General features: G+C 71.0%; 23 protein-coding genes. 18 read left to right on the top strand and 5 right to left on the bottom strand.

The features are described from left to right. The first annotated feature begins 69 nt into the window (after nucleotides 1–69). The 4 genes from rpsK to truA all read left to right on the top strand — a co-directional run bounded on the left by rpsK (nucleotide 70) and on the right by truA (nucleotide 3,177). Nucleotides 70–474, top strand: coding sequence for a 30S ribosomal protein S11 (rpsK, locus tag AC0VYD_RS22805; protein WP_191266590.1), 405 nt, complete (start codon nucleotides 70–72; stop codon nucleotides 472–474). Nucleotides 475–653: 179 nt separating this feature from the next. After that, on the top strand, nucleotides 654–1,676 hold the full coding sequence (locus AC0VYD_RS22800; RefSeq protein ID WP_191266579.1) for a DNA-directed RNA polymerase subunit alpha: 1,023 nt from the start codon (nucleotides 654–656) through the stop codon (nucleotides 1,674–1,676). Between the two features lie 65 nt (nucleotides 1,677–1,741). Further along, nucleotides 1,742–2,212 carry a 50S ribosomal protein L17 gene (rplQ, locus tag AC0VYD_RS22795; RefSeq protein WP_475477428.1) on the top strand — a complete coding sequence of 157 codons (471 nt, stop codon included), beginning with the start codon at nucleotides 1,742–1,744 and terminating at the stop codon, nucleotides 2,210–2,212. Between the two features lie 119 nt (nucleotides 2,213–2,331). Continuing rightward, a complete protein-coding gene (gene truA, locus AC0VYD_RS22790) occupies nucleotides 2,332–3,177 on the top strand; it encodes a tRNA pseudouridine(38-40) synthase TruA (RefSeq protein WP_475477427.1) in 846 nt (281 codons plus the stop codon). Nucleotides 3,178–3,307: 130 nt separating this feature from the next. Here truA and AC0VYD_RS22785 read toward each other — a convergent pair whose 3' ends face one another. Then, nucleotides 3,308–4,396, bottom strand: coding sequence for a hypothetical protein (locus AC0VYD_RS22785; protein ID WP_475477426.1), 1,089 nt, complete (start codon nucleotides 4,394–4,396; stop codon nucleotides 3,308–3,310). Nucleotides 4,397–4,633: 237 nt separating this feature from the next. Here AC0VYD_RS22785 and AC0VYD_RS22780 point away from each other — a divergent pair, with 237 nt between their 5' ends. From AC0VYD_RS22780 to AC0VYD_RS22760, 5 genes are all read left to right on the top strand, one after another. Further along, nucleotides 4,634–5,074, top strand: a complete 441-nt coding sequence (locus AC0VYD_RS22780; protein WP_475477425.1) for a hypothetical protein — start codon at nucleotides 4,634–4,636, stop codon at nucleotides 5,072–5,074. A 565-nt stretch (nucleotides 5,075–5,639) separates the two neighbouring features. Further along, on the top strand, nucleotides 5,640–6,089 hold the full coding sequence (rplM, locus tag AC0VYD_RS22775) for a 50S ribosomal protein L13 (RefSeq protein ID WP_475477424.1): 450 nt from the start codon (nucleotides 5,640–5,642) through the stop codon (nucleotides 6,087–6,089). A gap of 37 nt (nucleotides 6,090–6,126) precedes the next feature. Further along, nucleotides 6,127–6,636, top strand: a complete 510-nt coding sequence (gene rpsI, locus AC0VYD_RS22770) for a 30S ribosomal protein S9 (RefSeq protein ID WP_191266566.1) — start codon at nucleotides 6,127–6,129, stop codon at nucleotides 6,634–6,636. A 163-nt stretch (nucleotides 6,637–6,799) separates the two neighbouring features. Continuing rightward, nucleotides 6,800–8,137 carry a phosphoglucosamine mutase gene (gene glmM, locus AC0VYD_RS22765; protein ID WP_475477423.1) on the top strand — a complete coding sequence of 446 codons (1,338 nt, stop codon included), beginning with the start codon at nucleotides 6,800–6,802 and terminating at the stop codon, nucleotides 8,135–8,137. Between the two features lie 117 nt (nucleotides 8,138–8,254). Then, entirely contained in the window at nucleotides 8,255–9,286 is a 1,032-nt protein-coding gene (locus AC0VYD_RS22760; protein WP_475477422.1) for an ROK family glucokinase, read from the top strand. 3 nt (nucleotides 9,287–9,289) lie between these two features. On the opposite strand, the gene AC0VYD_RS22755 is transcribed toward AC0VYD_RS22760, so the two are convergent. Continuing rightward, complete coding sequence (locus AC0VYD_RS22755; protein WP_475477421.1) at nucleotides 9,290–9,880, bottom strand: Uma2 family endonuclease; 591 nt, start codon at nucleotides 9,878–9,880, stop codon at nucleotides 9,290–9,292. Nucleotides 9,881–10,081: 201 nt separating this feature from the next. On the opposite strand from AC0VYD_RS22755, the gene AC0VYD_RS22750 reads away from it, so the two are divergent. The 3 genes from AC0VYD_RS22750 to AC0VYD_RS22740 all read left to right on the top strand — a co-directional run bounded on the left by AC0VYD_RS22750 (nucleotide 10,082) and on the right by AC0VYD_RS22740 (nucleotide 12,878). Next, on the top strand, nucleotides 10,082–10,855 hold the full coding sequence (locus tag AC0VYD_RS22750) for an SDR family NAD(P)-dependent oxidoreductase (protein ID WP_191266548.1): 774 nt from the start codon (nucleotides 10,082–10,084) through the stop codon (nucleotides 10,853–10,855). A gap of 9 nt (nucleotides 10,856–10,864) precedes the next feature. Further along, nucleotides 10,865–11,629 (top strand): crotonase/enoyl-CoA hydratase family protein, encoded by a 765-nt coding sequence (locus tag AC0VYD_RS22745; protein ID WP_475477420.1) that lies wholly within the window; start codon nucleotides 10,865–10,867, stop codon nucleotides 11,627–11,629. 151 nt (nucleotides 11,630–11,780) lie between these two features. Further along, nucleotides 11,781–12,878, top strand: a complete 1,098-nt coding sequence (locus AC0VYD_RS22740; protein WP_475477419.1) for a DUF6716 putative glycosyltransferase — start codon at nucleotides 11,781–11,783, stop codon at nucleotides 12,876–12,878. Nucleotides 12,879–12,881: 3 nt separating this feature from the next. Here AC0VYD_RS22740 and AC0VYD_RS22735 read toward each other — a convergent pair whose 3' ends face one another. After that, on the bottom strand, nucleotides 12,882–15,011 hold the full coding sequence (locus AC0VYD_RS22735; protein WP_475477418.1) for an acyltransferase family protein: 2,130 nt from the start codon (nucleotides 15,009–15,011) through the stop codon (nucleotides 12,882–12,884). A gap of 475 nt (nucleotides 15,012–15,486) precedes the next feature. Then, entirely contained in the window at nucleotides 15,487–16,158 is a 672-nt protein-coding gene (locus AC0VYD_RS22730; protein ID WP_475477417.1) for a GntR family transcriptional regulator, read from the bottom strand. Between the two features lie 96 nt (nucleotides 16,159–16,254). Here AC0VYD_RS22730 and AC0VYD_RS22725 point away from each other — a divergent pair, with 96 nt between their 5' ends. From AC0VYD_RS22725 to AC0VYD_RS22700, 6 genes are read left to right on the top strand one after another with little or no spacing between them, the layout of a single operon-like run. Beyond that, nucleotides 16,255–17,013: an HpcH/HpaI aldolase family protein gene (locus AC0VYD_RS22725; RefSeq protein WP_475477416.1), complete on the top strand. Its 759-nt coding sequence runs from the start codon at nucleotides 16,255–16,257 to the stop codon at nucleotides 17,011–17,013. Beyond that, the gene (locus AC0VYD_RS22720; RefSeq protein WP_475477415.1) at nucleotides 17,013–17,810 is read left to right on the top strand and encodes a carbon-nitrogen hydrolase family protein; all 798 of its coding nucleotides are present in this window, start codon (nucleotides 17,013–17,015) and stop codon (nucleotides 17,808–17,810) included. The genes AC0VYD_RS22725 and AC0VYD_RS22720 overlap by 1 nt, the downstream gene beginning before the upstream one ends. Nucleotides 17,811–17,814: 4 nt before the next feature. Beyond that, nucleotides 17,815–18,930 carry a C4-dicarboxylate TRAP transporter substrate-binding protein gene (locus tag AC0VYD_RS22715; protein WP_475477414.1) on the top strand — a complete coding sequence of 372 codons (1,116 nt, stop codon included), beginning with the start codon at nucleotides 17,815–17,817 and terminating at the stop codon, nucleotides 18,928–18,930. After that, nucleotides 18,927–19,553, top strand: a complete 627-nt coding sequence (locus AC0VYD_RS22710; RefSeq protein ID WP_475477413.1) for a TRAP transporter small permease subunit — start codon at nucleotides 18,927–18,929, stop codon at nucleotides 19,551–19,553. Before AC0VYD_RS22715 ends, AC0VYD_RS22710 begins: the two co-directional genes overlap by 4 nt. Then, on the top strand, nucleotides 19,550–20,971 hold the full coding sequence (locus AC0VYD_RS22705; RefSeq protein ID WP_475477412.1) for a TRAP transporter large permease: 1,422 nt from the start codon (nucleotides 19,550–19,552) through the stop codon (nucleotides 20,969–20,971). Before AC0VYD_RS22710 ends, AC0VYD_RS22705 begins: the two co-directional genes overlap by 4 nt. Before the next feature lie 30 nt (nucleotides 20,972–21,001). After that, complete coding sequence (locus AC0VYD_RS22700; RefSeq protein WP_475477411.1) at nucleotides 21,002–21,649, top strand: RraA family protein; 648 nt, start codon at nucleotides 21,002–21,004, stop codon at nucleotides 21,647–21,649. 104 nt (nucleotides 21,650–21,753) lie between these two features. On the opposite strand, the gene AC0VYD_RS22695 is transcribed toward AC0VYD_RS22700, so the two are convergent. Continuing rightward, nucleotides 21,754–22,392, bottom strand: coding sequence for a DUF4352 domain-containing protein (locus AC0VYD_RS22695; protein WP_475477410.1), 639 nt, complete (start codon nucleotides 22,390–22,392; stop codon nucleotides 21,754–21,756). Between the last annotated feature and the right edge of the window lie 116 nt (nucleotides 22,393–22,508).

Genomic DNA, 22,508 nt, shown 5'->3' with positions numbered 1-22,508 from the left:
TCCGACTCGGACCTGTCAACCGCGTCCGAGAAGACACACACGGACCGATGATCTCTGGGAGTTTCGCTCATGCCGCCTAAGGGCCGTCAGGGTGCCGCGCGCAAGGTGCGCCGCAAGGAAAAGAAGAACATTGCCCACGGGCACGCTCACATCAAGAGCACGTTCAACAACACGGTTGTGAGCATCACCGACCCCACCGGTGCGGTGATCGCTTGGGCCAGTTCGGGACAGGTCGGCTTCAAGGGGTCGCGTAAGTCCACCCCGTACGCCGCGCAGATGGCCGCCGAGGCCGCTGCCCGTCGCGCCCAGGAGCACGGCGTACGCAAGGTCGACGTCTTCGTGAAGGGTCCGGGTTCGGGTCGGGAGACCGCCATCCGTTCGCTCCAGGCGACCGGCCTCGAGGTTGGCTCCATCCAGGACGTCACCCCGGTTCCGCACAACGGCTGCCGCCCGCCGAAGCGCCGCCGCGTCTGATCGGCACCGGCGTCCGCGCCTCCTACCGCGCGGGCGCCCCGTTGGTGCGCCCGCCGCGGCCCCGGATGGGGGCCGCGCGGGCAGGGTAGGAATCCGAGTAGAGGGCACCACCGCTCCGGGGGTGCCCACCCGGTGGCCGTCATATAGCGGACGGCCATGTGGAAGGGAAAACACGGACCATGTTGATCGCACAGCGTCCCACGCTCGCCGAGGAAGTCGTCTCGGACCTGCGCTCGAGGTTTGTCATCGAGCCGCTGGAGCCGGGCTTCGGTTACACCATCGGTAACTCGCTTCGGCGTACCCTGCTGTCCTCCATCCCCGGTGCGGCTGTGACCAGCATCCGCATCGAGGGCGTCGAGCACGAGTTCACCACCGTGCCCGGTGTCAAGGAGGACGTCACCGAGATGATCCTCAACCTCAAGGGCCTGGTCGTCAGCTCCGAGCACGACGAGCCGGTTCTGATGTACCTGCGCAAGCAGGGCCCCGGCGTGGTGACCGCCGCGGACATCGCTCCGCCGGCGGGTGTCGAGGTGCACAACCCCGACCTGCACCTCGCCACGCTGAACGGTAAGGGCAAGCTGGAGATGGAGCTGACGGTCGAGCGCGGCCGCGGTTACGTCTCCGCGACGCAGAACAAGCAGCAGGGCCAGGAGATCGGTCGGATCCCGATCGACTCCATCTACTCGCCGGTGCTGCGTGTGACCTACAAGGTCGAGGCCACCCGAGTCGAGCAGCGCACCGACTTCGACCGCCTGATCGTCGACATCGAGACCAAGCCGGCCATCCGTCCCCGTGACGCCGTGGCCAGCGCGGGCAAGACCCTGGTCGAGCTGTTCGGTCTGGCGCGTGAGCTCAACGTCGACGCCGAGGGCATCGACATGGGCCCGTCGCCCACGGACGCCGCTCTCGCGGCGGACCTGGCGCTGCCGATCGAGGACCTCAACCTCACGGTCCGGTCCTACAACTGCCTCAAGCGGGAGGGCATCCACAGCGTTGGTGAGCTGGTTGCCCGCTCCGAGCAGGACCTGTTGGACATCCGCAACTTCGGTGCCAAGTCCATCGATGAGGTCAAGCAGAAGCTCATCGACATGGGCCTGTCCCTGAAGGACTCCCCGCCCGGATTCGACCCCAGCACTGCGGCCGACTCCTACGGCTCCGAGGACGACGAGGGTGACTCCTTCGTCGAGACGGAGCAGTACTGACCTTCGTCGCCCAATGGTCCCCGGCCGAGTGCGGCCGTGGACCGCATCACTAGGAGAACGACACCATGCCCACGCCTACCAAGGGCGCCCGTCTGGGTTCCGGGCCCGCTCACGAGCGGCACATCCTGGCGAACCTTGCCACCTCGCTGTTCCAGCACGGCCGCATCCGCACCACGGAGGCCAAGGCCAAGCGCCTGCGTCCGTACGCCGAGAAGCTCATCACCCTCGGCAAGCGCGGTGACCTGCACGCCCGTCGCCAGGTCCTGACCAAGATCACGGACAAGGCCGTCGTGCACGAGCTCTTCACCGAGATCGGCCCGCGCTTCGAGAACCGCCCCGGTGGTTACACCCGTATCACCAAGATCGGTCCGCGCAAGGGCGACAACGCCCCGATGGCGGTCATCGAGCTGGTTGAGGCGCTGAGCGCCCCCGCCGCCCCGGCGTCCGCTCCCGTCGAGGAGCCCGCCGAGGCCAAGGCCGAGGACACCGCCGCGGAGGCCCCCGAGGCCGCCGAGGAGAGCTCTGAGAGCAAGTAGGGCCGACGTGCCGGGCCCCGGCCCGCACGACACGCTCGACGAGTGCCCGACCCCCGCGGGGGTCGGGCACTTTCCTTTTCCCGGGGCCTGCGGCACCCGGCTACCTGATCGGGGTGGGGATGGACGAGAACGACACGACCGTCCGGCTGCGGCTGGACATCGCCTACGACGGCACCGACTTCTCGGGTTGGGCCGCCCAGCCGACCCGGCGCACCGTGCAGGGGGAGCTGGAGGCGGCCCTGGCGAAGGTGCTCCGGCTGCCGGAGGCCTCGGTGACGTGCGCCGGGCGCACGGACGCGGGGGTGCACGCTCGCGGCCAGGTGGCCCAGGTGGACGTTCCGGTCGCCGCCTGGGAGAACGAGGGGGAGCGGATCCCGCGCAGGCTCGCCGGGGTGCTTCCGAAGGACGTCCGGGTGAACGCCGTCCGGGTCGCGCCCCCCGGGTTCGACGCGCGTTTCTCCCCGCTGTTCCGCCGCTACGTGTACCGGATCAGCGACGCTCCCTACGGGGTGGACCCGCTGCGTCGCAGGGACGTGCTGTGGCACCGGCACCCGGTGGACGTGGGCCGGATGAACGAGGCCGCCGCACTGCTGGTCGGCGAGCACGACTTCGCGGCCTTCTGCAAGAAACGCGAGGGCGCCACGACCATCCGGGAGCTGTTGCGCCTGGAGTGGGTGCGCGAGGACGAACACCTGATCGCCGGGACGATCCAGGCCGACGCGTTCTGCCACAACATGGTGCGCGCGCTCGTGGGGGCCCTCCTGGCGGTGGGCGACGGGCGCAGGGACCTCGAGTGGCCCGGCCGGGTCCTGGGCGCCGCCGTACGCGACTCCTCGGTGCACGTGGTCGGCCCCCAGGGGCTGAGCCTGGAGGAGGTGCGCTACCCGCCCGACGAGGAACTGGCGGAGCGCGCCGTCCGCACCCGGCGGGTGCGCGAGCTGCCGTGCAGGGGGCACTCGGGGTGAGGGTTACGGGGCCGGGGCGCGGGGCGCGCCCACGGGCCCCGCGGGGCCGGGCGGAGCCCGACCGTGAGCGGCGGCGCCGGCTCCGGGGCACGATCAGTGGCCCGGCACCGGCGCCGCCGCCGTGCCCGGGTCAGGCGCGGTCCTCGGCGAGCGCCTCGTGGGCGGTTTCGATGAAGCCCTCACCGATGTCGCGCAGTTCGGTGGCCCCGGCCCCCTCCCCGTCGGAGTCGTCGTCGCTGCCGTCGCTGTTCGCGGACAGGGAGAAGAGGAGGTAGCGGCCCCACTGGCCGCTGCTGCCGTGTCCGCCCGAGTAGCCCAGGCGTTCGGCGGGGGAGCCCTCCTCGCCGGGCAGCCCGGCGAACCACTGGGCGCCGACCAGGTCCTGCGCGCCCAGGGCCGTCTCGGCCTCGGTGTCGCTGGGCATGGCCGCGATCCCGACGGTGACGGCGTGGTTCTGGTCCTCGCTCAGGTAGGAGGCGCGCACCAGCTGGCGGCATTCGTTGTCGGTGAGGACCTGACCGTAGTCGCCGTGGGTACCGGCGGCGCAGTCCTCGCTGTCGTCGACGGCCACGCGGCTGAACGTGCCCTGGCCGTCGATCTCCAGTTCGGCGGGGAACAGCGTGTCCGCGGTGAGGGCCCCCTTGTCGCTGCCCTCGTCGGCGACGGTGACGGCGTTGGCTCCGCCGGAGCCGAAGCCGCCGCTGGCGAAGTAGAAGGCGCCACCGCCGGCCACCACGAGCAGGGCGACGAAGCCCGCGCCCATGAGGAGTCCGCGCCGGTTCGAGGGGCGCTGCGGGTACTGGTCGTCGTAGTCGTCGTAGTCGTCGTAGTCCTGGACGCCCTGGACGTCGAACTGTGCGGTGTCGGCCCCGGCGTCCTCGGGGACCTCGTCCCGGTACAGCGGTCGGTCACCGGCGGCCGCGCCGGGGCCGGGGACCGCGTTCAGGTTCTGGGTCGCGCCCATGGCGTCCACGGGGAAGACGGGCTCGTCCTCGGGCCGGGGCGGCGCGGGGGGCGGCTGGTAGCCCTGGGGAGCCGGGGGCGTGGGTGTGCCGGGACCACCGTTCGGCGGCATGGCGGGGGCGCCGGTCGGGGGCAGACCGGGTGCGCCCTGGCCGCCGTGGGGCGGGACGGCGGGGGCACCGGGCGGAAGGGTGTTCGGCTGGGCGGGCCCCTGGTGGTGCATCGGGGTCTGACCGCCGGTGGGCACGCCCTGCATCGGGCCGTGGGGACCCTGGGGCGTCCCGGGCGGGCCCTGGGCCGTGCCGGGCGTCCCCTGGGGGTGACCGGGGGGCGCCTGGGGCGGACGGCCCTGCATGTGCGGCGGAAGCGGAGCGCTCTGCGGCCCGGGCCCCGGCGCGCCGGGGGGAGGGGCCTGGCCGGGGTTGGGGCGACCCGGGCCGGGAGGGGCCGCGTGGGGGCCGCCCTGGGGGTAGTTCGGTCCGCCCTGGGTGACATGTCCCATTCCGGGGTGGCCGCCGGTCGGTCCGCCGGGCAGGAGTCCGCCCTGCCCGGGGCCGTTGGGCGGCAGCGGAGCGTGCGGGCCGCTGGGGGCGGCGTGCGGTGGAAGCTGGGGTCCGCTCTGCGGAGCCGGCGGGACCTGCGGTCCGCTCTGCTGGCCGGGGGGGATCTGGTGGTGGGGCGCCTGGGGGTGCTGCCCCTGAGGGGGGAAGCCCTGGGGAGGCTGCGGGCCGCTCGGGTACTGCGGCGGCTGCGGGCCCCCGGCGGGCGCGCCGTACGGTCGCTGCGGGTCCGGTGTGGGATGCTGGCCCTCAGGCTGTGGGGGCGAACCGAGCAGGTCCTGGCCGTCACCGGCCCCCGGCTGGAGAGGTCGTCCGTCTGGGCCGTACTGGGGCTGGTTCGGATGGGTACTGATAGGAGTCTCCGAAGGCTCTGAGGGTGGGACTGGACCGCGGCTCGCCGGGCCCGTGGCCTGGTCCGCGCTGTGGCGTCCGTGCTGGTTCGGCGCGTTCGGTCGACCGTGACGGGCGTCTCCAAGGTTCACGTCTTCGCCCGTGGTGCCGGGCGGAGACCGGCCTTTCGGTGCAAGGGTAACCAACGCGCGGGCGGGAGCAGGACGAAGCACTCCTGACAACGGGCATAATAAAAGGCGGAGAGGTCACGGATGTGAACCCGTCCCGGCGCTTTCCCGCCAGGCGATCCCATCGGTCGGCCCGGCGCTCGCTTTGACCTGCGTTAGGGTGGACGGGTAGGATATTTCGTCGTTGTGCGTTGAGTTGCCGTGGGCCCCAAACTCCCGAAGCTGGGTGCCGATCCACGCACCATCGTCTGCGCACTCACGACCGGGTCGTCCTGATTGGACATGGGACATCCGGCCAAAGTAACAGCCCCGCACCCGCGGGGTCTGTTCCCGGCCCCGCACCCGTTGGGGTGTTCCGTAATACGAGTCCACCATCCCGTTCGGGATGGGGCAGCCGACTGAAGAGCGAAGGCAAACGATCGTGCGCACATACAGCCCCAAACCAAGCGATGTCCAGCGTCAGTGGCACGTTGTCGACGCTACCGACCTTGTGCTCGGGCGTATGGCGAGCCAGGTTGCCACGCTGCTTCGGGGCAAGCACAAGCCCTACTACGCGCCCCACATCGACACCGGCGACTTCGTGATCGTCGTGAACGCCGACAAGGTCGCGCTGACCGGTAAGAAGCTGGAGCAGAAGCGCGCCTACCGGCACTCCGGCTACCCCGGCGGCCTGCGTTCGATCGCGTACGCCGACCTGCTGGAGAAGAACCCCGAGCGGGCCATCGAGAAGGCCGTCAAGGGGATGCTGCCCAACGGCTCCCTCGGCCGCCAGATGGCCAAGAAGCTCAAGGTGTACGCCGGCGCGGAGCACCCGCACCAGGCCCAGCAGCCGGTTCCGTTCGAAATCACCAAGATCGAGCAGCCCGCCTAGGCGTTCGCAGACTTTTACAGGAAGCACGAGGATAACCGTGGTCGAGCCCACCGGCATCGAGAACGTCGAGCAGGAAATCGCCGACAACCCGGAGGAGTTCCCCTCCGAGTTCACCAGCGAGTCGGAAGAGACGACCGCCGCCTACGTCCCCACCGCGTCCGGCCCCAGCGCCGGTACCGGTCGTCGTAAGCAGGCCGTCGCCCGCGTTCGCATCGCCCCTGGTTCCGGCGAGTGGAAGATCAACGGCAAGCCGCTTGATGCCTACTTCCCGGACAAGGTCCACCAGCAGACCGTCAACGACCCCTTCGTCTCCCTCGGGTTCGATGGCGCCTACGACGTCTTCGCCCGTCTGGACGGCGGCGGCACCAGCGGTCAGGCCGGCGCCCTGCGTCACGGCATCGCCCGGGCCCTGGCGTCCCTGGACGCCGAGAACAACCGCCCGACCCTGAAGAAGGCCGGTTTCCTCACCCGTGACGACCGCGAGGTCGAGCGGAAGAAGGCCGGTCTCAAGAAGGCGCGCAAGGCCCCGCAGTTCTCCAAGCGTTAATGCTCATGCGCCGGCACCTGCTCGGCTGAGCTTTGGCCCGTACGTCGCCCCCGTAGCCGGGGCGGCGTACGGGCCTTCGTTTTTTCCGGTGGCTTTCTCCGCCACGCTGAACCTTCCCGGCGCCGGGGCCATCCGGCGCCGCTTCTGAAAGGGGCTGTCGCCTGTGGCTCAGCTGTTCGGAACAGACGGCGTACGCGGTCTCGCGGGACGCGACCTGACCGCTGCACTCACCCTGGAACTGTCCATCGCCGGGGCGCGGGTCCTTGCCGGGACGGAGGGGAACCGCCGCCCGCGCGCGGTCGTGGGTCGCGACCCCCGCGCGTCCGGGGAGTTCCTGGAGGCCGCGGTCGTCGCCGGTCTGGCCAGTACCGGTGTGGACGTCGTGAAGGTCGGGGTGCTTCCGACCCCGGCCGTCGCCTACCTGACCGGGGCGCTGGAAGCCGACTTCGGTGTGATGCTCTCCGCGAGCCACAACCCGGCCCCGGACAACGGGATCAAGTTCTTCGCCAAGGGCGGCCAGAAGCTGGAGGACGCCCTGGAGGAGGAGATCGAGGGCATGCTCGGCGTCCCCTCGACACCCGCCGTGGGTGACGCGGTCGGCCGGGTCACCGAGTCCCGCGACGGAGCCGAGCTGTACACCCGGCACGTCCTGGACTCCCTTCCGCACAGCCTCAAGGGGCTCAAGGTCGTGATGGACTGCGCCCACGGCTCGGCCAGCACCGTCGCCCCCGAGGCGCTGCGCCGGGCGGGCGCCGAGGTCATCGCGATCGGGGACCGGCCCGACGGGTACAACATCAACCAGGGCTGCGGCTCGACGAACCTGGCGGCCCTGCAGGAGGCGGTGCGCCTGCACGGCGCCGACGCCGGTATCGCCAACGACGGCGACGCCGACCGCTGCCTGGCGGTGGACGCCGACGGCGACGTCGTGGACGGCGACCAGATCCTCGCGATCCTGGCGACCGAGGCCAAGGAGGCCGGCAGGCTCGCCGAGGACACCCTCGTGGTGACGGTCATGTCCAACCTGGGGTTGAAACTGGCGATGGCCCGTGAGGGCATCACCGTGGTGGAGACCGCGGTCGGCGACCGGTACGTGCTGGAGGAGATGAAGCGCGGCGGGTTCGGCCTGGGCGGTGAGCAGTCCGGCCACGTGATCCTGCTCGACCACGCCACCACCGGGGACGGCCTGCTGACCGGTCTGCACCTGCTGTCCGCGATGGCCCACCACAAGCAGGGCCTGGCCGAACTGGCCAAGGTGATGACCCGGCTTCCGCAGGTCCTCGTCAACGTTCCCGACGTCGACAGGGACCGCGCCGCCGAGTCCGAGGAGCTGGCCGAGGCGGTCCGCGTCGCCGAGGCCGAGCTGGGCGAGACCGGCCGGGTGCTGATCCGGCCCAGCGGGACCGAACCGAAGGTCCGGGTCATGGTGGAGGCCCCCGAGCAGGAGCAGGCCGCCGCCGTGGCCGAGCAGCTGGCCGGGGTGGTCCGTTCCGCCCTGGGCTAGGGTTTCTTCCGGCCTGTCCTCCTCCGGGGGACTTTTCCGGTTTTCGCGCGCATCCGGGCACAGAGCGGCCCGGGTGCGCGTTCTCGTGTGTACGCGGTGCGGTGGAGCGGAGCTGGAATGGCGACGGACGTGCGGTACGGGCACTCCCTGACGGTCGGTGTGGACATCGGCGGGACCAAGGTCGCCGCGGGCGTGGTCACCCCCGGCGGCCGGGTGCTGGCGCGCCTGCGCACCCAGACGCCGGAGCGGAGCAAGAGCCCTTCGGTGGTGGAGGACACGATCGTGTCGGTCGTGTCGGAACTGCGCCGGGAGTTCGCGGTCCGGGCGGTGGGGGTGGGCGCGGCCGGGTTCGTCGACGAGCGGCGCTCCCGGGTGCTGTTCGCCCCGCACCTGTCCTGGCGCCAGGAACCGCTCCGCGACGCTCTGTCGCTGCGGCTGGGGCTGCCCGTGGTCGTGGAGAACGACGCCAACGCCTCCGCCTGGGCCGAGGTGCGCGCCGGCTCCGGTCAGGGTGTGGACGACGTGGTGGTCGTGAACCTGGGTACGGGCATCGGCGGCGCGATCGTGCTGGACGGTCGGCTGCGCCGCGGCCGTTACGGGATCGCGGGCGAGTTCGGGCACATGACGGTGGTCCCGGGCGGTCACCGCTGCGAGTGCGGGAACCGGGGGTGCTGGGAGCAGTACGCCAGCGGCAACGCGCTCACCCGGGAGGCGCGGGAGCTGGTGGCGGCGGAGTCGCCGGTGGCCGGGGCGCTGAGCCAGGCGGTCGGCGGTGATCCGGCTCTGATCACCGGAGCGCTGGTGAGCGAGCTGGCCCGCAAGGGGGATCCGGCCTGTCGGGAGCTGCTGGAGGAGGCGGGCGGCTGGCTGGGGTCGGGCCTGGCCAACCTGGCCGCCGCCTTCGACCCCGAGCTGTTCGTGATCGGGGGAGGCGTCTCCGAGGTGGGCGAGCTGCTGCTGGGCCCGGCGAGGAACGCGTTCGGCAAGGCGCTGACCGGCCGGGGCTACCGGCCGCAGGCGCGCGTGGTGGCCGCCGCCCTGGGCAACGAGGCGGGGGTGATCGGTGCCGCCGACCTGGCGCGGGAGGCCCTGCCGAGATGGCGGGGGCGCCGCAGGCAGCAGCGTCTGGGCAGGGCCCTGCGGCGGTGACGTCTAACGCCGGCCGGACAGCGCTCTCACGTCGATGTCGACCGGGAAGGGGACGTCCAGCTTGAGGCGTTCCCGGGCGATGGTGATCGGAACGTACCTGGGGTCCCGGACCCCGTCGAGCTCGAACACGTGGACCGCGGGTCCGTCCTGTTCGCGTTCGATCCGCCAGAAGTGCGGGATACCGGCGGCCGCGTACTTCAACGGCCTGGTCGTCCGGTCCCGGTCCCGGGACTCCTCCGAGACGATCTCGACCACCAGGAGAACGTCCTCGGGGAGGATGTGGGTGTCGGACTGCCAGTCCTCGTCCGACCCGGGGTCGAAACGGTAGACGACGAGGTCGGGCTCGGGGCGCTGGTGCCTGCCGAGTTTCATCGTCATCTCCTGCATGATGTCGATGTCCTCAGGAGCAGCCTCCTGGAGTGCGTACAGCAGGTTCACCATGACCTTGCCGTGGAACTTGGTCTGGGGGGAAAGCAGGACGAGCGCTCCGTCGATGAGTTCCATCCGGGGGGCACCCGGTGGAAGGTTGTCCATGTCGTCGGCGGTCCAACCCCCGGGCGGGGTGCGGAACCAGTCGGGGAGCGGCTCGGCCATCGAATCCTCCTGGGTCGATTCCTGAGCCCACTCTAGTGTCGCTGTTCTTCGCATGAGGGGAACGTAGCGCTGTGTGACGACGGAGTGGGGCGGTTTCCCCGTACCCGCTCCGGATGCTCCGCAGTGCTGGCCACAGCATTACCCACGATTAACCGAACCCGGTTCTAGTGTGTGGGTCACATCCTCGGTAGAGTGCGGCACATGGATCTCAACGGAATCTCCGCCCTTGTCTCGGGCGGCGCGAGTGGCCTCGGTGAGGCCACCGCCAAGGAACTCGCCTCCGCCGGTGCCACCGTCGTCATCGCCGACCTGAACGCCGAGCGCGGCGAAGCGATCGCCAAGGAGATCGGTGGCGTCTTCGTCTCCACCGACGTCTCCCAGGAGGACCAGGTCAAGGCCGCCGTCCAGGCCGCCGCGGACACCGGCAAGCCCTTCCGCGTCGCGGTCTCCTGCGCCGGTATCGGCTGGGCCACCCGTACGGTCGACCGGAACGGCAACCCGCACGACCTGGACAGCTACCAGAAGGTCATCCAGGTCAACCTGATCGGCACGTTCAACGTGCTCCGTCTGGCGGCGGCCGAGATCGCCAAGACCGAGCCGGTCAACGAGGACGGCGAGCGCGGCTCCATCCTCAACACCGCCTCCCTCGCGGGCATCGAGGGCCAGATCGGTCAGATCGCGTACTCCTCCTCCAAGGGCGGCGTGATCGGCATGACCCTCCCGGCCGCGCGTGACCTCGCCGCCGTCGGCATCACCGTGAACACCCTCGCCCCCGGCATCCTGGAGACGCCCATCTACGGCGACGGCCCGGGCTCGGAGGAGTTCAAGCAGAAGCTCGCCGCCCCGGTGCCCTTCCCCAAGCGCCTGGGCACCGCCGAGGAGTTCGGCAAGCTCGCCCGGACCCTGCTCGAGGTCAGCTACGTCAACGGCGAGGTCGTCCGCATCGACGGCGCCCTCCGCATGCCCCCCAAGTAGGAGGACACCGTGTCCGACGAGGTTCTCTACACGGCTGAGGACGGCGTCGCCGTCATCACCATCAACCGCCCCAAGGCCAAGAACGCGGTCAACGCCGCGGTCGCGGCCCGGATCGCCGAGGCCCTCGACGACGTCGACGCCCGCAGGGACGTCAACGTCGCGATCATCACCGGCGCCGGCGGCACCTTCTGCGCCGGGATGGACCTCAAGGCCTTCATGAAGGGCGAGGTCCCGGTGGTCGAGGGCCGCGGGTTCGGCGGTTTCGCCGAGCGCGGCCCGAAGAAGCCGCTGATCGCCGCGGTCGAGGGGTACGCCCTCGCCGGTGGTTTCGAGGCGGTGCTCGCCTGTGACCTGGTGGTGGCCGCCGAGGACGCCAGGTTCGGCATCCCCGAGGTCAAGCGCGGCCTGGTCGCCGGAGCCGGCGGCCTGCTGCGCCTCCACCACCGCATCCCGCGCAACATCGCGATGGAGTTCGCCCTCACCGGCGACTTCGTCGACGCCGGGCGCCTCGCGGACCTGGGCCTGGTCAACCAGGTCACCGAGAGCGGCGGCGCGCTGGAGGGGGCCAGGGCCCTCGCCTCCCGAATCACGCCGAACGGCCCGCTGGCCCTGAAGGTCTCCAAGGAGATCATCCAGGCCTCCGACGACTGGTCCACCGAGCAGATGTGGGACCGGCAGAACGAACTGGCGGGCCCGGTGTTCGTCAGCCAGGACGCCATGGAGGGGGCGGCGGCCTTCGCCGAGAAGCGCGCCCCCGTGTGGAAGGGCGAGTAGCTCCTCCGCGCATCGCGCACCGCACGGCGGCCGCCCCCCCGGGGCGGCCGCCGTCGCCGTTCCCGCCGGGGGGCGGACGATGCGTTCCCGAGTGCCTACTCTCCGTGTGTAGCCTGGGGGTGTCCACCCCGAAAGCCAAGGAGACGGCTTCGTGTCCCTCACGCCCCCATGGAGCCGGCCCGGCGCTCGGACCGGCCCGATCACGGTCCTCGCGGTGGCCGACTCCACCGAACGGGTCGGGCTCTGCGCCGCGATGCTCGACCGGCTCTCCGGCCCGGGGAACGCCGTGGGGATGGCCGTCGTCCGCTCCGAGAGCACACCCCCTCCGGCCCTGGTCCGCCACGCGACCGAGGGCACCGGGCAGGCGGGCCTGCGGGTCCCGGTCCTCTCCCCGCGCCAGGTCCGCAGACTCGTCTGGCGCCGCCGTCCCGACACCGTCGTGCTCAACTGCGCCGGTCCGGTGGTGGAGGCCCTGTCCTGGTCGCTGCGCTCGGTGGTCCGCCGTTACCGGCCCCTGGTGGTCTCCGCACTGCAACCGCTCGCCGTGCCCGCGGTCGAGGGGGAGTGGCTGCACCGCTCACGGGTCGATCTGCTCGTGGCGCACAGCCACCGCGAGGTCGCCGAGTACACGACCCTGGGCGAGAAACTCGGGATGAGGGGGGAGGTGGGCCTGGCGAGCCCGCCGCTGGGACGTCGGGACCCCGCTGAGGCGGTCAGGCGGGACCGGGTGGTGTACGCGGCCCGCCCCGGAGTCCCGGACACCGGGCGGGGCCGCCAGCGCGTTCTCCTCGCTCTGGCGACCCTGGCCGGGAACCGCCCCGACCTGGAGGTGGTCGTGCACCTGGGGCAGGAGACGGGCGGCGGCCCCCACCTGGAGACCTGGCGCTCCCTGGTCGCCTCCGGGCGGGCCGACGGGTACGCGCTGCTCTTCCGGTCCGGTCACCTGTCCGCGCAGTTGGACCGGGCCCGCGGCCTCGTCGCGGTGGGTTCGGCGGCCGTGCTGGAGGCCCTCGCGCGCAGGGTGCCCTCCCTCGTCCTCACGGACTTCGGCGTGGGCGCCGCGCAGGGCAACGCAGTCTTCGAGGACAGCGGCCTGTTCGGCACCCTGGCTGACGTGCGGGCCACCCGCTTCCGGCGTCCCAGCCGGGAGTGGGGGGAGCGCAACCACTTCCATCCGCCCGGATACGACGACTGGGTGGAGCGTCTGCACGACCTCCTCGAACGCGGCCGCCGGGGCGAACTCTCCTGAACGTCAGGACGGGTTCTGCTGCTCGTGCAGGGACAGGGCGGCCTCGGTCAGGGTGAGCTCGCTCTCGGGGGCGTTGCCGGTGGCCTCCAGGAGGTAGGGCTCCATGACCACCGCCAGGGACCGGGAGAAGGCGTGGGAGAAGTGGTTGGTGTCGTAGTAGACCAACTGGTTCCCGATCACGCCGTGGCAGACGCCGTCCTGGCACAGGTAGTCGGTCATGTCCAGGAACCGGGTGTTGTGCGGGACGTTGGCCAGGTCCTTGAAGGGGGCCTGTGCCGACATCGAGTCGGACTTCGGTTCGGAGCACTCGGAACGGTGGTTGCGGTCGGTGCAGTCGGGGACCCGGAAGGAGAACCGGGGCGTGTCCCGGACCGCGACGACGTCGACGCCCATCCGGTCGAGCTGGTGCCAGCGCTCCACGAACCCCTCTGGTACGTGCTCCTCCTCGTCAGGGCTCTTGCTGGTGAGCGAGGCCAGGGTGAACACGGAGTCGGGTTCCAGATCGGCCAGTTCGGCCATGACGCCGTCGTTCCACTCCGTGCACTCGGTGTACTCGGAACCGCGGTACCGCTGGGGCTCGGAGCTGAACTGGCAGGCGTTCTTGGTCATCGTGACCAGGCGCCATCCGTGCTGCTCGGAAAGGGTCCTCAGCGCCTGGAACCAGTGCCGCACGTGCGAACTGCCCACCAGGGCGATCGTGTAGTCCGATTCCAGGGCTCCGAACTCGCAGGTGACGACCTCGGTCTGGTCGGACAGCGCGTTGCACTCGCGGGTCTGGTCGATGGTGTCCCGGGCGACCGTGGTCGTGTCCGGGTAGATCGGCAGGGCGGGCAGGTTCTCCGCCAGCTCCTGGTCGAGGTGGACGGCCGCGCCCGGGTAGGCGAGCGGGTTGGAGCTGAGCTCGGTGCGCAGCTGGCGGTCCCGTTCGATGGACTGGTTCCACAGGGCAGCCGCGACCAGCACGGGAACGATGAAGGCGGCCCCCGCCGCCAGCGACCAGCTCGGGGCGCGCAGCCTGCGTGTCACCCGGGCGACCCCGCCGTCGACCACCCAGCTGGTGGCCAGGGCGGCCGCGAACGAGGCGCCCAGGACCAGGAGCCCGCCGGTCAGGGTGGGGCGGTCCCGGCCGGTCAGCTCCAGGTGGAGGACCAGGAGCGGCCAGTGCCACAGGAACAGGGTGTAGGCGTGTCCGCCCAGCCAGGTCAGCGGCCGCAGCCCCAGCAGGCGGTTCGCGGACAGGCGGCTGTTCTCGGCGCCGCCCGCGCCCGCGAGGATGATCAGCAGGGCGGCCGCGGTGGGCCACAGCGAGGCGTACCCCGGGTAGGGGAGGGAGTCGCTGATCACGAGGCCGCACGTGGTCAGTGCGGCCAGGCCGGTCCACCCGGCCGCCGTGCGCAGTCGGCCGGGCAGGTCCACCCGGTGGACGACCAGCGCGAGCAGGCCGCCCAGTGCCAGCTCCCACAGCCGGGCCCCGGTGTCGAAGTAGGCCCACACCGGGTCGGTGGCGGTGATCCACAGCGAGTAGCCCAGGGACACCGCGAACACCGTGCCCACGGTCACCAGGGCGGCGCGGCGGACGGTCAGCCCCAGCCGGACGGCGACCAGTCCGGCGGCGGTGATCAGCACCGGCCAGAGCAGGTAGAACTGCCCCTGCACGGCCAGCGACCAGAAGTGCTGGGCGGGGCTGGCCGCGGCGCTCTGCGCCATGTAGTCGACCGATCCCAGCGCCAGGTGCCAGTTCCCGTAGTAGAGCGCCGCCGCCCGGACGTCGTCGATGACCGCCGTCCACTGCGAGCGCGGGAAGAGCAGGAAGGCCGTCACCAGGATCGTCCCGAGCACGACCGCACCCGCGGGGAAAAGCCTCCTGACCAGCTTGGACCAGAACGCCCCGAAACCGATGCGCCCGTCGCGCTCCATCGCCCGGACCAGTGACCCCGTGATGAGGAAGCCGGTGAGCACCAGGAAGACGTCCACGCCGCCGGAGACCGTGCCGAACCAGATGTGGTAGACGGCGATCAGCAGGGCCGCGACGGCGCGCAGCCCCTCGATGTCGGAGCGGCGTCGGCTCCTCGCGGGGTCGGTCACAGGTGACGTGACCGCGTCGGGGACACGGTTCAGGGCAGGAACGGACACGGATCAGCCTCGGGCTCGAAGGAGGTGAAGGCAGGGGCCGGCCGGATCAGACGGCTCGTGCGACGGGTCGGCCGCCAGGAGTCGTGGCGGCGCCCGAGAGGGACGCCCTGCCGTGCCAGTATCAGCAGCCGGGGGGAGTGGCCTGTGTAGACAGCGGCCCCTGTTGTCGAGTCGAGATGGAATCTGTGTGAATGCGTAGCCCTGAGCAGGGAAAACGTGTGTAGCCAGTCACATGTGCCGTGTTCCGGCGGCCCGGTGCGGGCGGCTTCGTCCCGGGCGTCGCGTCAGACGGGAGACCACGGGTTTCCGGGCGCGCCGAACCTCTCCGGGGCGCGGAACCGCACCGCTGTCTGCCCCGGGTTCCCGCGGATCCGCCGTCCGCGGGCGCGCCCGATCGGGTGTCCGTGTGAACGCCGTGCGGGCCCTGTCCCCCTCCAGGGGCGGGAGCCCGGATCCTCTCGGTGGCCGGGGCGCCCTAACCGGGGAAGGCGCGGACGAGCTCGGGGACCTCGCGCAGGTGGGTGGCGAGGACCGCCACGGCACCCGCTCCGTCGTGCTCGTCGAGACGTTCCGCCAGGAGCCGGTGCTCGCTCGCGATGGTGTGCAGTCGTTCCGGGGCCTCGGTGATGGTCCGTATCGACAGGCGCACCTGGCGGGGCCGCATCGATTCGTACATTTCGGCGAGGACGGCGTTGCCGTGGTGACGGACCAGGGAGGCGTGGAAGGCCTGGTCGCGCTGGGCCATCTCGTTCCAGTTCCGTTCCCGCCCCGCGGCCTCCATCGCCTCGATCAGGTCGTGGAAGTCGGCAGGGGCGCCGTGCCGCCGTTTGCAGATCTCGGTCGCGGCGTGGGACTCGATGACGAAACGGGCGTGGTAGATCTCCTTCATCTCCGTGGAGGTGACCACGCGCACCTGGGCGCCCCGCCGGGGGACGAGTTCGACGAAGCGCTCGGCCTCCAGCCGGTGCAGCGCCTCCCGCACCGGGGTCCGGGAGGTGCCCACCTCCCGGGCCAGGTCCACCTCGTCGAGGAACTGCCCCTCGGAGTACTTTCCCGACAGGATGGCCTCGCCGATCCATTCGTAGGCGCGTTCGCGGGCGGATCGTCGCGCTGCGCGGGGCTTTCCGCTGTTCCCTTGATCTGACACCGTCTCAGCCTACCTTTGCACTCCGTGGATGCATCTTGTATACATGTCGTCCACAGCACATATTTTCATGCTGTGCATCACACACGAAGGAGCAGCATGAGCGAGCAAGGAGACAAGCGGCACGGCGTCTGGCTGACCGAGCCCTCGACCGCCGCCGTGGAGATGGCCCACCTGGCCGGCTACGGGACCGTCGTCCTCGACATCGAGCACGGCCTGTTCGACCTGGCGGCCCTCGACTCACTCATCCCGTTCGTCCGTGCCAAGGGCATGGACGTCATCGCCAAGGTCCTGGGGCCCGAACGGGGCCCCATCCAGCAGGCCCTGGACTTCGGCGCGAACGCCGTGGCCGTTCCGCACGTGGAATCGGTGGAGCACGCCGCCGAGGTCTGCGCCTTCGCCAAGTTCCCCCCGCTGGGGGACCGCTCCTTCGCGGGCGGACGCACCTCGGGGTACCGCGGCTTCACCGACGAGTGGGTGGCACGGCAGGACGGTCAGACGCGCTGCTACCCGATGATCGAGGACGCCTCGGCGTTCACCGACGTCGAAGCCATCCTCGGGCTGCCCGTCGTCGACGGCATCTTCATCGGCCCCTCCGACCTGTCGCTGCGCCGTGACCGCGGCGCCTACAGCGTCGACGAGGCAGACCTGGACGACCTGCGCCGCCTGGCCCGTGCCGCCCGCGCCGCGGGCAAGCCGTGGGTCCTCCCGGCCTGGAGCCCGGCGGAGCAGCGCCTGGCCGTGCAGGAAGGGGCCGGGACCATCGTGACGACCATGCAGTACGGCGCGCTGTTCGCCGGACTCACCGGGGCGATCGACGCCCTGCGCACCATCGAGAACGAGCTGAGGAGCCGTTGATGAGTTTGACCGCCGCCGTCATCCAGTTCACCCCGGCCGAGGACAAGGAAGCGAACCTGGCCGAGATCGAACGCCTCCTGCGCGAGGCGGTCGGCCGGGGCGTGCGCCTCGCGGTCCTCCCCGAGTACGCGGTGTTCACCGCGCCGGCCATGGACGACCGGTTCGTCGAGAGCGCCGAACCCCTGGACGGCCCGTCCGTGTCGCGTATCCGCGCCCTCACCGCCGAACTGGGCGTCTTCGTCATCGTCGGCGTCAACGAGACGGCCGCCGACGGACGCATCCACAACACCCTCGTGGGCCTGGGGGAGGGCGAGGTCCGTGCCGTCTACCGCAAGGTGCACCTCTACGACGCCTTCGGCTACAAGGAGTCCGACCGCGTCATCGCCGCCGACCCGGCCGAGCCGCAGCTCCTGACGGTCGACGGCTTTACCGTGGGTATGCAAACCTGCTATGACCTGCGCTTTCCGGAGACCACGCGTACCTTGGTGGACTCCGGCGCGGACATCGTCGCACTCCCCGCCGAGTGGGTCCCCGGCCCGCTCAAGGAGTACCACTGGAACACCCTGGTGCGTGCCCGGGCGATCGAGAACACCGTCTACGTCCTCGCCGCCGACCAGAGCGGTCCGACCGGCTCCGGCAACAGCGCGATCGTCGACCCCATGGGTATCGCCCTGGCCTCGCTCGGTGAGGCCCCGGGAATCGGAACGGCCGTCCTGGACCGGGAGCGGATCGACCGGGTCCGCACGGTCAACCCCGCCCTCTCCCTGCGGCGCTACCGCGTGACACCAACGGAGTGACGCCATGAAGGCACCTGCACCCCACGCACCGAACGGTGGACGGCGGTGGCTCGGACGGGCCGCCGCCGGCGCGGCCCTGGCGTTCGCGGCCACCGCGTGCTCCGCCGCCGGAGGCGGCGACGGCACCTACGTCCTGCACTACACGACGTACTCCAACTCGACCTCCGACCAGTCTCAGGCCATGCAGCGGTGGGCCGAGGAGGTCGAGGAGCTGACCGAAGGCGGCGTCACCGTCCGCTTCCACTACTCGCAGACCCTCGTGGACGCGGACGAATCCGTCCAGGCGACGCTGGACGGCCGCGCCGACATGGCGCAGGTCGGCTCCATCTACGCCGCCTCGGACCTGTCGATGTTCACGGTCATCGAGCTGCCCTTCGAGACCAAGAACCCCGAAGTGCAGATGAACGCGATCCAGCGGCTGTACGAGGAGAACGAGGTCTACCGGGAGGACTTCGACCGCCAGGGCGTCCGGCTCCTCTTCCCACTGCCCCTGGGCATCGCCGCCGTCGGGCTCCAGGAGGAGGCCGAAGACCTCGACGACCTGCGCGGCAGGAGTATCCGGGCCGGCGGACTGACCTCGGAGGTCATGCTCGCCGCCGGAGCCAACCCGGTCGCGATGACGGCCAACGACATCTACGAGTCCATGACCCGCGGCGTCGTGAACGGCTACACCTCGCTGGCCCTGGCCAACCTCCCCACCTTCGGGCTGTCCACGAACACCCCGTACGTCATGGAGCCCGGCATCGGTGCGTACTCCTCCTCGATCGTGGTCATCAACGAGGAGCTCTTCCAGTCCATGCCGCAGGAGTACCGGCACGCGCTCACGGAGGCTTCCGAGTCGGGCATCCCCAACGGACTGGAGGAGATGGACGAGCTCGGCGGGACCGCCTGCACCGAACTCAAGGAGTCCGGCGCGGAGTTCACCTCCCTCCCCGAGGACCAGGTGTCCCGGTGGAAGGAGGAGGTCGGCGCCGCGCAGGCGTGGGTGGAGCGCTACGAGGCGCGCGGCTACGAGGCGCAATCGGTGCTCGAGGACTACCGGCGGATCATCGCGGAGGAGACCGGAACGTCGGAGTACTCCGATCCGCTCATCGCCTGTATGGAAGGAGAGGGCCCATGACCCGGCACCGCCTTCCGCGGTCCGCGGGCGCGGTCTCCACCGTGTTCAGCCTCACCGCTGGACTGCTGCTCCTGGTCCTGATGCTGCTGACCGTGGCCGACGTGGTCAGCCGCAACGTGCAGGGGCGCTCCATCTTGGGAACCGTCGACATCTCGACGCTGCTCCTGGTCGCCGTGGCCTTCCTCGGGCTGGCCTCCGCGGAGGTCGACGGACGACACGTCTGGGTGGGGCTGGTCGAGATGCGGCTGGGCCCGCGGGCACGGACGGTCCTGTCGGGGCTGCGCGCCGTCCTGCTGCTGGTCGTCGGCGGGGTGATGGTGTGGGGCCTGGGAGAAGTGCTGATGAGCGCCGTCGACCGGGGTGAGACGACCAACGACATCCTGCGTCTGGCGACCTGGCCGGCCAAGCTCGTGCTCTTCCTCTCCTTCCTGCTGTTCTTCATCGTGGCCATCTGGCGGGAGGTGCTCGCCTTCCGCGCCTTCCTGGCCGGGGAGGCACCCCGGGAGGGGGCGGACGGCCCGACTGACCCGACTGACCCGGCCGGGGCGTCCGGCGCCGCGAATCCGGCCACCGGACGGACGGCCCCGACCGCCACCCGGACAGAAACCGAGGGTGACCGATGACCACTGAGACCCTCCTCATCCTGGCCGCGGTCTTCGCGGCCTTCCTGGGCCTGCTCGCGGTCCGGTTCCACGTGGGGCTGTCGCTCATGGTGGCGGGCCTGCTGGGCATCGTGCTCATCCGCAGCACGGGCGCGGCGGTCAGCACGGTGGCCAACCAGCCCTTCTCCACGGCGGCCGACTATTCGCTGACGATCATCCCGCTGTTCATCCTCATGGGCGTGTTCGCCGTGCACGCCCGGCTCGCCCAGGCCGGGTTCGACCTCGCCTCGAGGACGCTGCACCGCCTGCCCGGCGGCACCGCGCTGGCGTCGCTGTCCGGGTCGGGGCTCTTCGCCGCGGTCACCGGTTCCAGCGTCGCGACCGTGGCGACCATGGCGCGGGTGTCCACCGACGCGATCGTCCGGGCGGGGCACGGCTTCCGCCTCGCCGCCGGCGTCGTCTGCGCCGGAGGAACGCTCGGGGTCCTGATCCCGCCGTCCATCGTCCTGGTGCTGTACGGGGTCGTGGCCGAGGAGAACATCGGACACCTGCTGCTGGCCGGTATCGGCCCGGGGCTGCTGACGATCCTCGCCTACACGGTCGCCGTCATGCTGGTCGTGGTGGTCGGCAGGCGCCGCAGGGCTGCGCGCGCGGCGGCGCGCCAGGAGGTCGGAGCGCTGGCGGCGGGTCCGGGAACGGACGCCGGTGCGAGCGCCGTGACCGAAAGCGGTGCGGGCTCCCCGGCAGAGTCCGGGGGCTCGGACACACGGCCGCGGTCCCCGGACCTCGTCGGCTTCGGGTTCCTCGTCGTCATCTTCGCGGTGTCCATCGGCACGATCTACCTCGGGGTGGCCACCGCCACCGAGGCCGCGTCCTTCGGTGCCGTGTCGGCGTTCGTCATCCTGCTGATCCGCACCCGGCCGCCGCGGTGGCTCCGCGCGATCAAGGAGTCGGTGTCCGAGGCGGTCGGCCTGACGGCGATGACCTTCCTGCTGATGGTCGGAGCCGGTGTCTTCACCTACTTCCTCGCCCTGTCCGGGGCGAGCACGGCCCTGGTGAACGCGGTCCTGTCCGCGGAACTGAACCCCTACCTGGTGCTGGTGCTGTGCCTGCTGGTGCTGCTGCCGCTGGGCATGTTCCTCGACGGCATCTCGATGATCCTCATCGCGGGCCCGCTGCTGCACCCGATCCTGATCGGCTACGGGTTCGACGGCATCTGGCTGGGGGTGCTCATCGTGAAGGTCGCCGAGATGGCGCTCATCACCCCGCCGGTCGGCATGAACGCCTTCGTGTACTCCGGCGCGGTGCCCGAGGCCGGACTGGGACGGATCTTCCGCGGCATCGTGCCGTTCATCATCGCCGACTTCGTGGTCGTCGCGATTCTCATCATGGTCCCCGAGATCACCACCTTCATCCCCTATCTCTCCAGCGCGCAGTAGCACGGCCCCGCCGTGCGGAAAGGACCAGTCGTGTTCACCGTCCATGACATGCCCGAACAGATCGACGACAGCATCGTCTCCGAACTCGGCCAGGCGTGCGTCTCCACACTCGGACACCTGCGGGACCACGGTTTCGCCCTCGGTCTGACACCCAACCGGCGCCCGCTGAAGTTCGTGGGCACCGCCGTCACGGTGCGCATTCCGCACCTGGACTCCACGGCCGTGCACATGGCGGCCGACATGCTGCGCCCCGGTGACGTCCTCGTCGTGGACCAGTCCGGCGACCTCCGGCGCTCCTGCTTCGGCGGTCTGGTCTCCTACACGGCCAAGGCCCGCGGAGCGGCGGGCGCGGTGATCGACGGCGCGGTCAACGACCACGACGAGACCCTCGCCTACGACTTCCCGGTCCTGTCCCGGGGGTACAGCCCGCTGACCACCCGCATCGCCGGGATCGAGGGCGCGATCAACGTCCCGGTGAGTATCGCGGGCGCGGTCGTGCGGCCGGGCGACGTGGTGTTCGCCGACTCCGACGGTGCGGCCTTCCTCACACCGGAGGAGGCGGTGGGACTCGGCGCACTGCTGAAGTCGAAGGAGGACGCCGAGATCCCCGCCCGGGAGTCCATCGCCGGGGGCGGATCCATCGCCGAGTTCTCCGGGGCGGCGGCGTACCGCCCCTGACCGGCTCAGCGGACCGGAAACGGCCATGGGCCGACCGGACACGGGGGCGCCGCGCGGCGAACACTGCCGCGCGGCGCCCCCTGCGGGTCAGGGCGGAACGGGGATCAGCCCTTCAGGCTGATCGGGGTGCCGCCGTCCCCGAACATGTCGTCACTGACCTCGATGCGGTCGACCTCGGCGTCGGCCGGGATGTCGAAGACCACGGTGAAGTCCCCGCTCTGGGCCGGGTTGAGCTCCCCGAGCATGGGGCCCTCGTCCAACGCGATGGTCGCGTCGGAGTCGTGGCCGAACTCGCGCCCCTCGGCGTCGTACAGCTTCTGTGCGGTGTTCTCGAAGTAGGTCGGCTCGTTACCGGTGTTCTCCACGGTGACGGACACGGCGACGTACTGGCCCTCCGCCGTGTAGGTGTCCAGGGCGCCGCTGGCCTCGGTGAGACCGTCATCGACGCCGGTGACGGTGAAGGCCAGGCCGCCGACCTCGACGCGGTCGCCGATGCCGGCCAGGTCCCCGTCCGACCCCTCGTCGGCTGCCTCGTCGTTTCCGCCGCCGCCGCCGTCGCCGGAGTCGGCGGACGTGCTGTCCCCGGTCGCGCCGTCCCCGTCACCGGAGCCCAGGGCCAGGGCTCCCACCACGATGAGGACGAGCAGGAGCAGGCCGCTGCATCCGAGGCATCCGAAGAGGAGGGCGGGAGACTTCTTCTTCGGGGGCTGGGGCGCGTCTCCGGGGTACTGGGGGTGAGTCATGATGACCCTTTTCTTCTCGACTGGTGCTGCCCTGCGCCGGGGGCGGAAACCGGCGTGGTGAGCGGGGTTCGGTCCGGAGGACTCGGGCGGACGGGGACCGGAGTACCAGGGGACCG

The sequence above is a fragment of the Nocardiopsis sp. iso_40 genome, from assembly GCF_056173285.1.
This window is presented reverse-complemented; position numbering and strand designations above follow the sequence as displayed.

What these genes read in the sequence shown, in the direction of transcription:
- rpsK (WP_191266590.1), top strand. Translation starts at nt 70, where the DNA reads ATGCCGCCTAAGGGCCGTCAGGGTGCCGCGCGCAAGGTGCGCCGCAAG.
- AC0VYD_RS22800 (WP_191266579.1), top strand. Translation starts at nt 654, where the DNA reads ATGTTGATCGCACAGCGTCCCACGCTCGCCGAGGAAGTCGTCTCGGAC.
- rplQ (WP_475477428.1), top strand. Translation starts at nt 1,742, where the DNA reads ATGCCCACGCCTACCAAGGGCGCCCGTCTGGGTTCCGGGCCCGCTCAC.
- truA (WP_475477427.1), top strand. Translation starts at nt 2,332, where the DNA reads ATGGACGAGAACGACACGACCGTCCGGCTGCGGCTGGACATCGCCTAC.
- AC0VYD_RS22785 (WP_475477426.1), bottom strand. Translation starts at nt 4,396, where the DNA reads ATGCAGGGCGTGCCCACCGGCGGTCAGACCCCGATGCACCACCAGGGG.
- AC0VYD_RS22780 (WP_475477425.1), top strand. Translation starts at nt 4,634, where the DNA reads ATGTCCCATTCCGGGGTGGCCGCCGGTCGGTCCGCCGGGCAGGAGTCC.
- AC0VYD_RS22760 (WP_475477422.1), top strand. Translation starts at nt 8,255, where the DNA reads ATGGCGACGGACGTGCGGTACGGGCACTCCCTGACGGTCGGTGTGGAC.
- AC0VYD_RS22755 (WP_475477421.1), bottom strand. Translation starts at nt 9,880, where the DNA reads ATGGCCGAGCCGCTCCCCGACTGGTTCCGCACCCCGCCCGGGGGTTGG.
- AC0VYD_RS22750 (WP_191266548.1), top strand. Translation starts at nt 10,082, where the DNA reads ATGGATCTCAACGGAATCTCCGCCCTTGTCTCGGGCGGCGCGAGTGGC.
- AC0VYD_RS22725 (WP_475477416.1), top strand. Translation starts at nt 16,255, where the DNA reads ATGAGCGAGCAAGGAGACAAGCGGCACGGCGTCTGGCTGACCGAGCCC.
- AC0VYD_RS22720 (WP_475477415.1), top strand. Translation starts at nt 17,013, where the DNA reads ATGAGTTTGACCGCCGCCGTCATCCAGTTCACCCCGGCCGAGGACAAG.
- AC0VYD_RS22715 (WP_475477414.1), top strand. Translation starts at nt 17,815, where the DNA reads ATGAAGGCACCTGCACCCCACGCACCGAACGGTGGACGGCGGTGGCTC.
- AC0VYD_RS22710 (WP_475477413.1), top strand. Translation starts at nt 18,927, where the DNA reads ATGACCCGGCACCGCCTTCCGCGGTCCGCGGGCGCGGTCTCCACCGTG.
- AC0VYD_RS22705 (WP_475477412.1), top strand. Translation starts at nt 19,550, where the DNA reads ATGACCACTGAGACCCTCCTCATCCTGGCCGCGGTCTTCGCGGCCTTC.
- AC0VYD_RS22695 (WP_475477410.1), bottom strand. Translation starts at nt 22,392, where the DNA reads ATGACTCACCCCCAGTACCCCGGAGACGCGCCCCAGCCCCCGAAGAAG.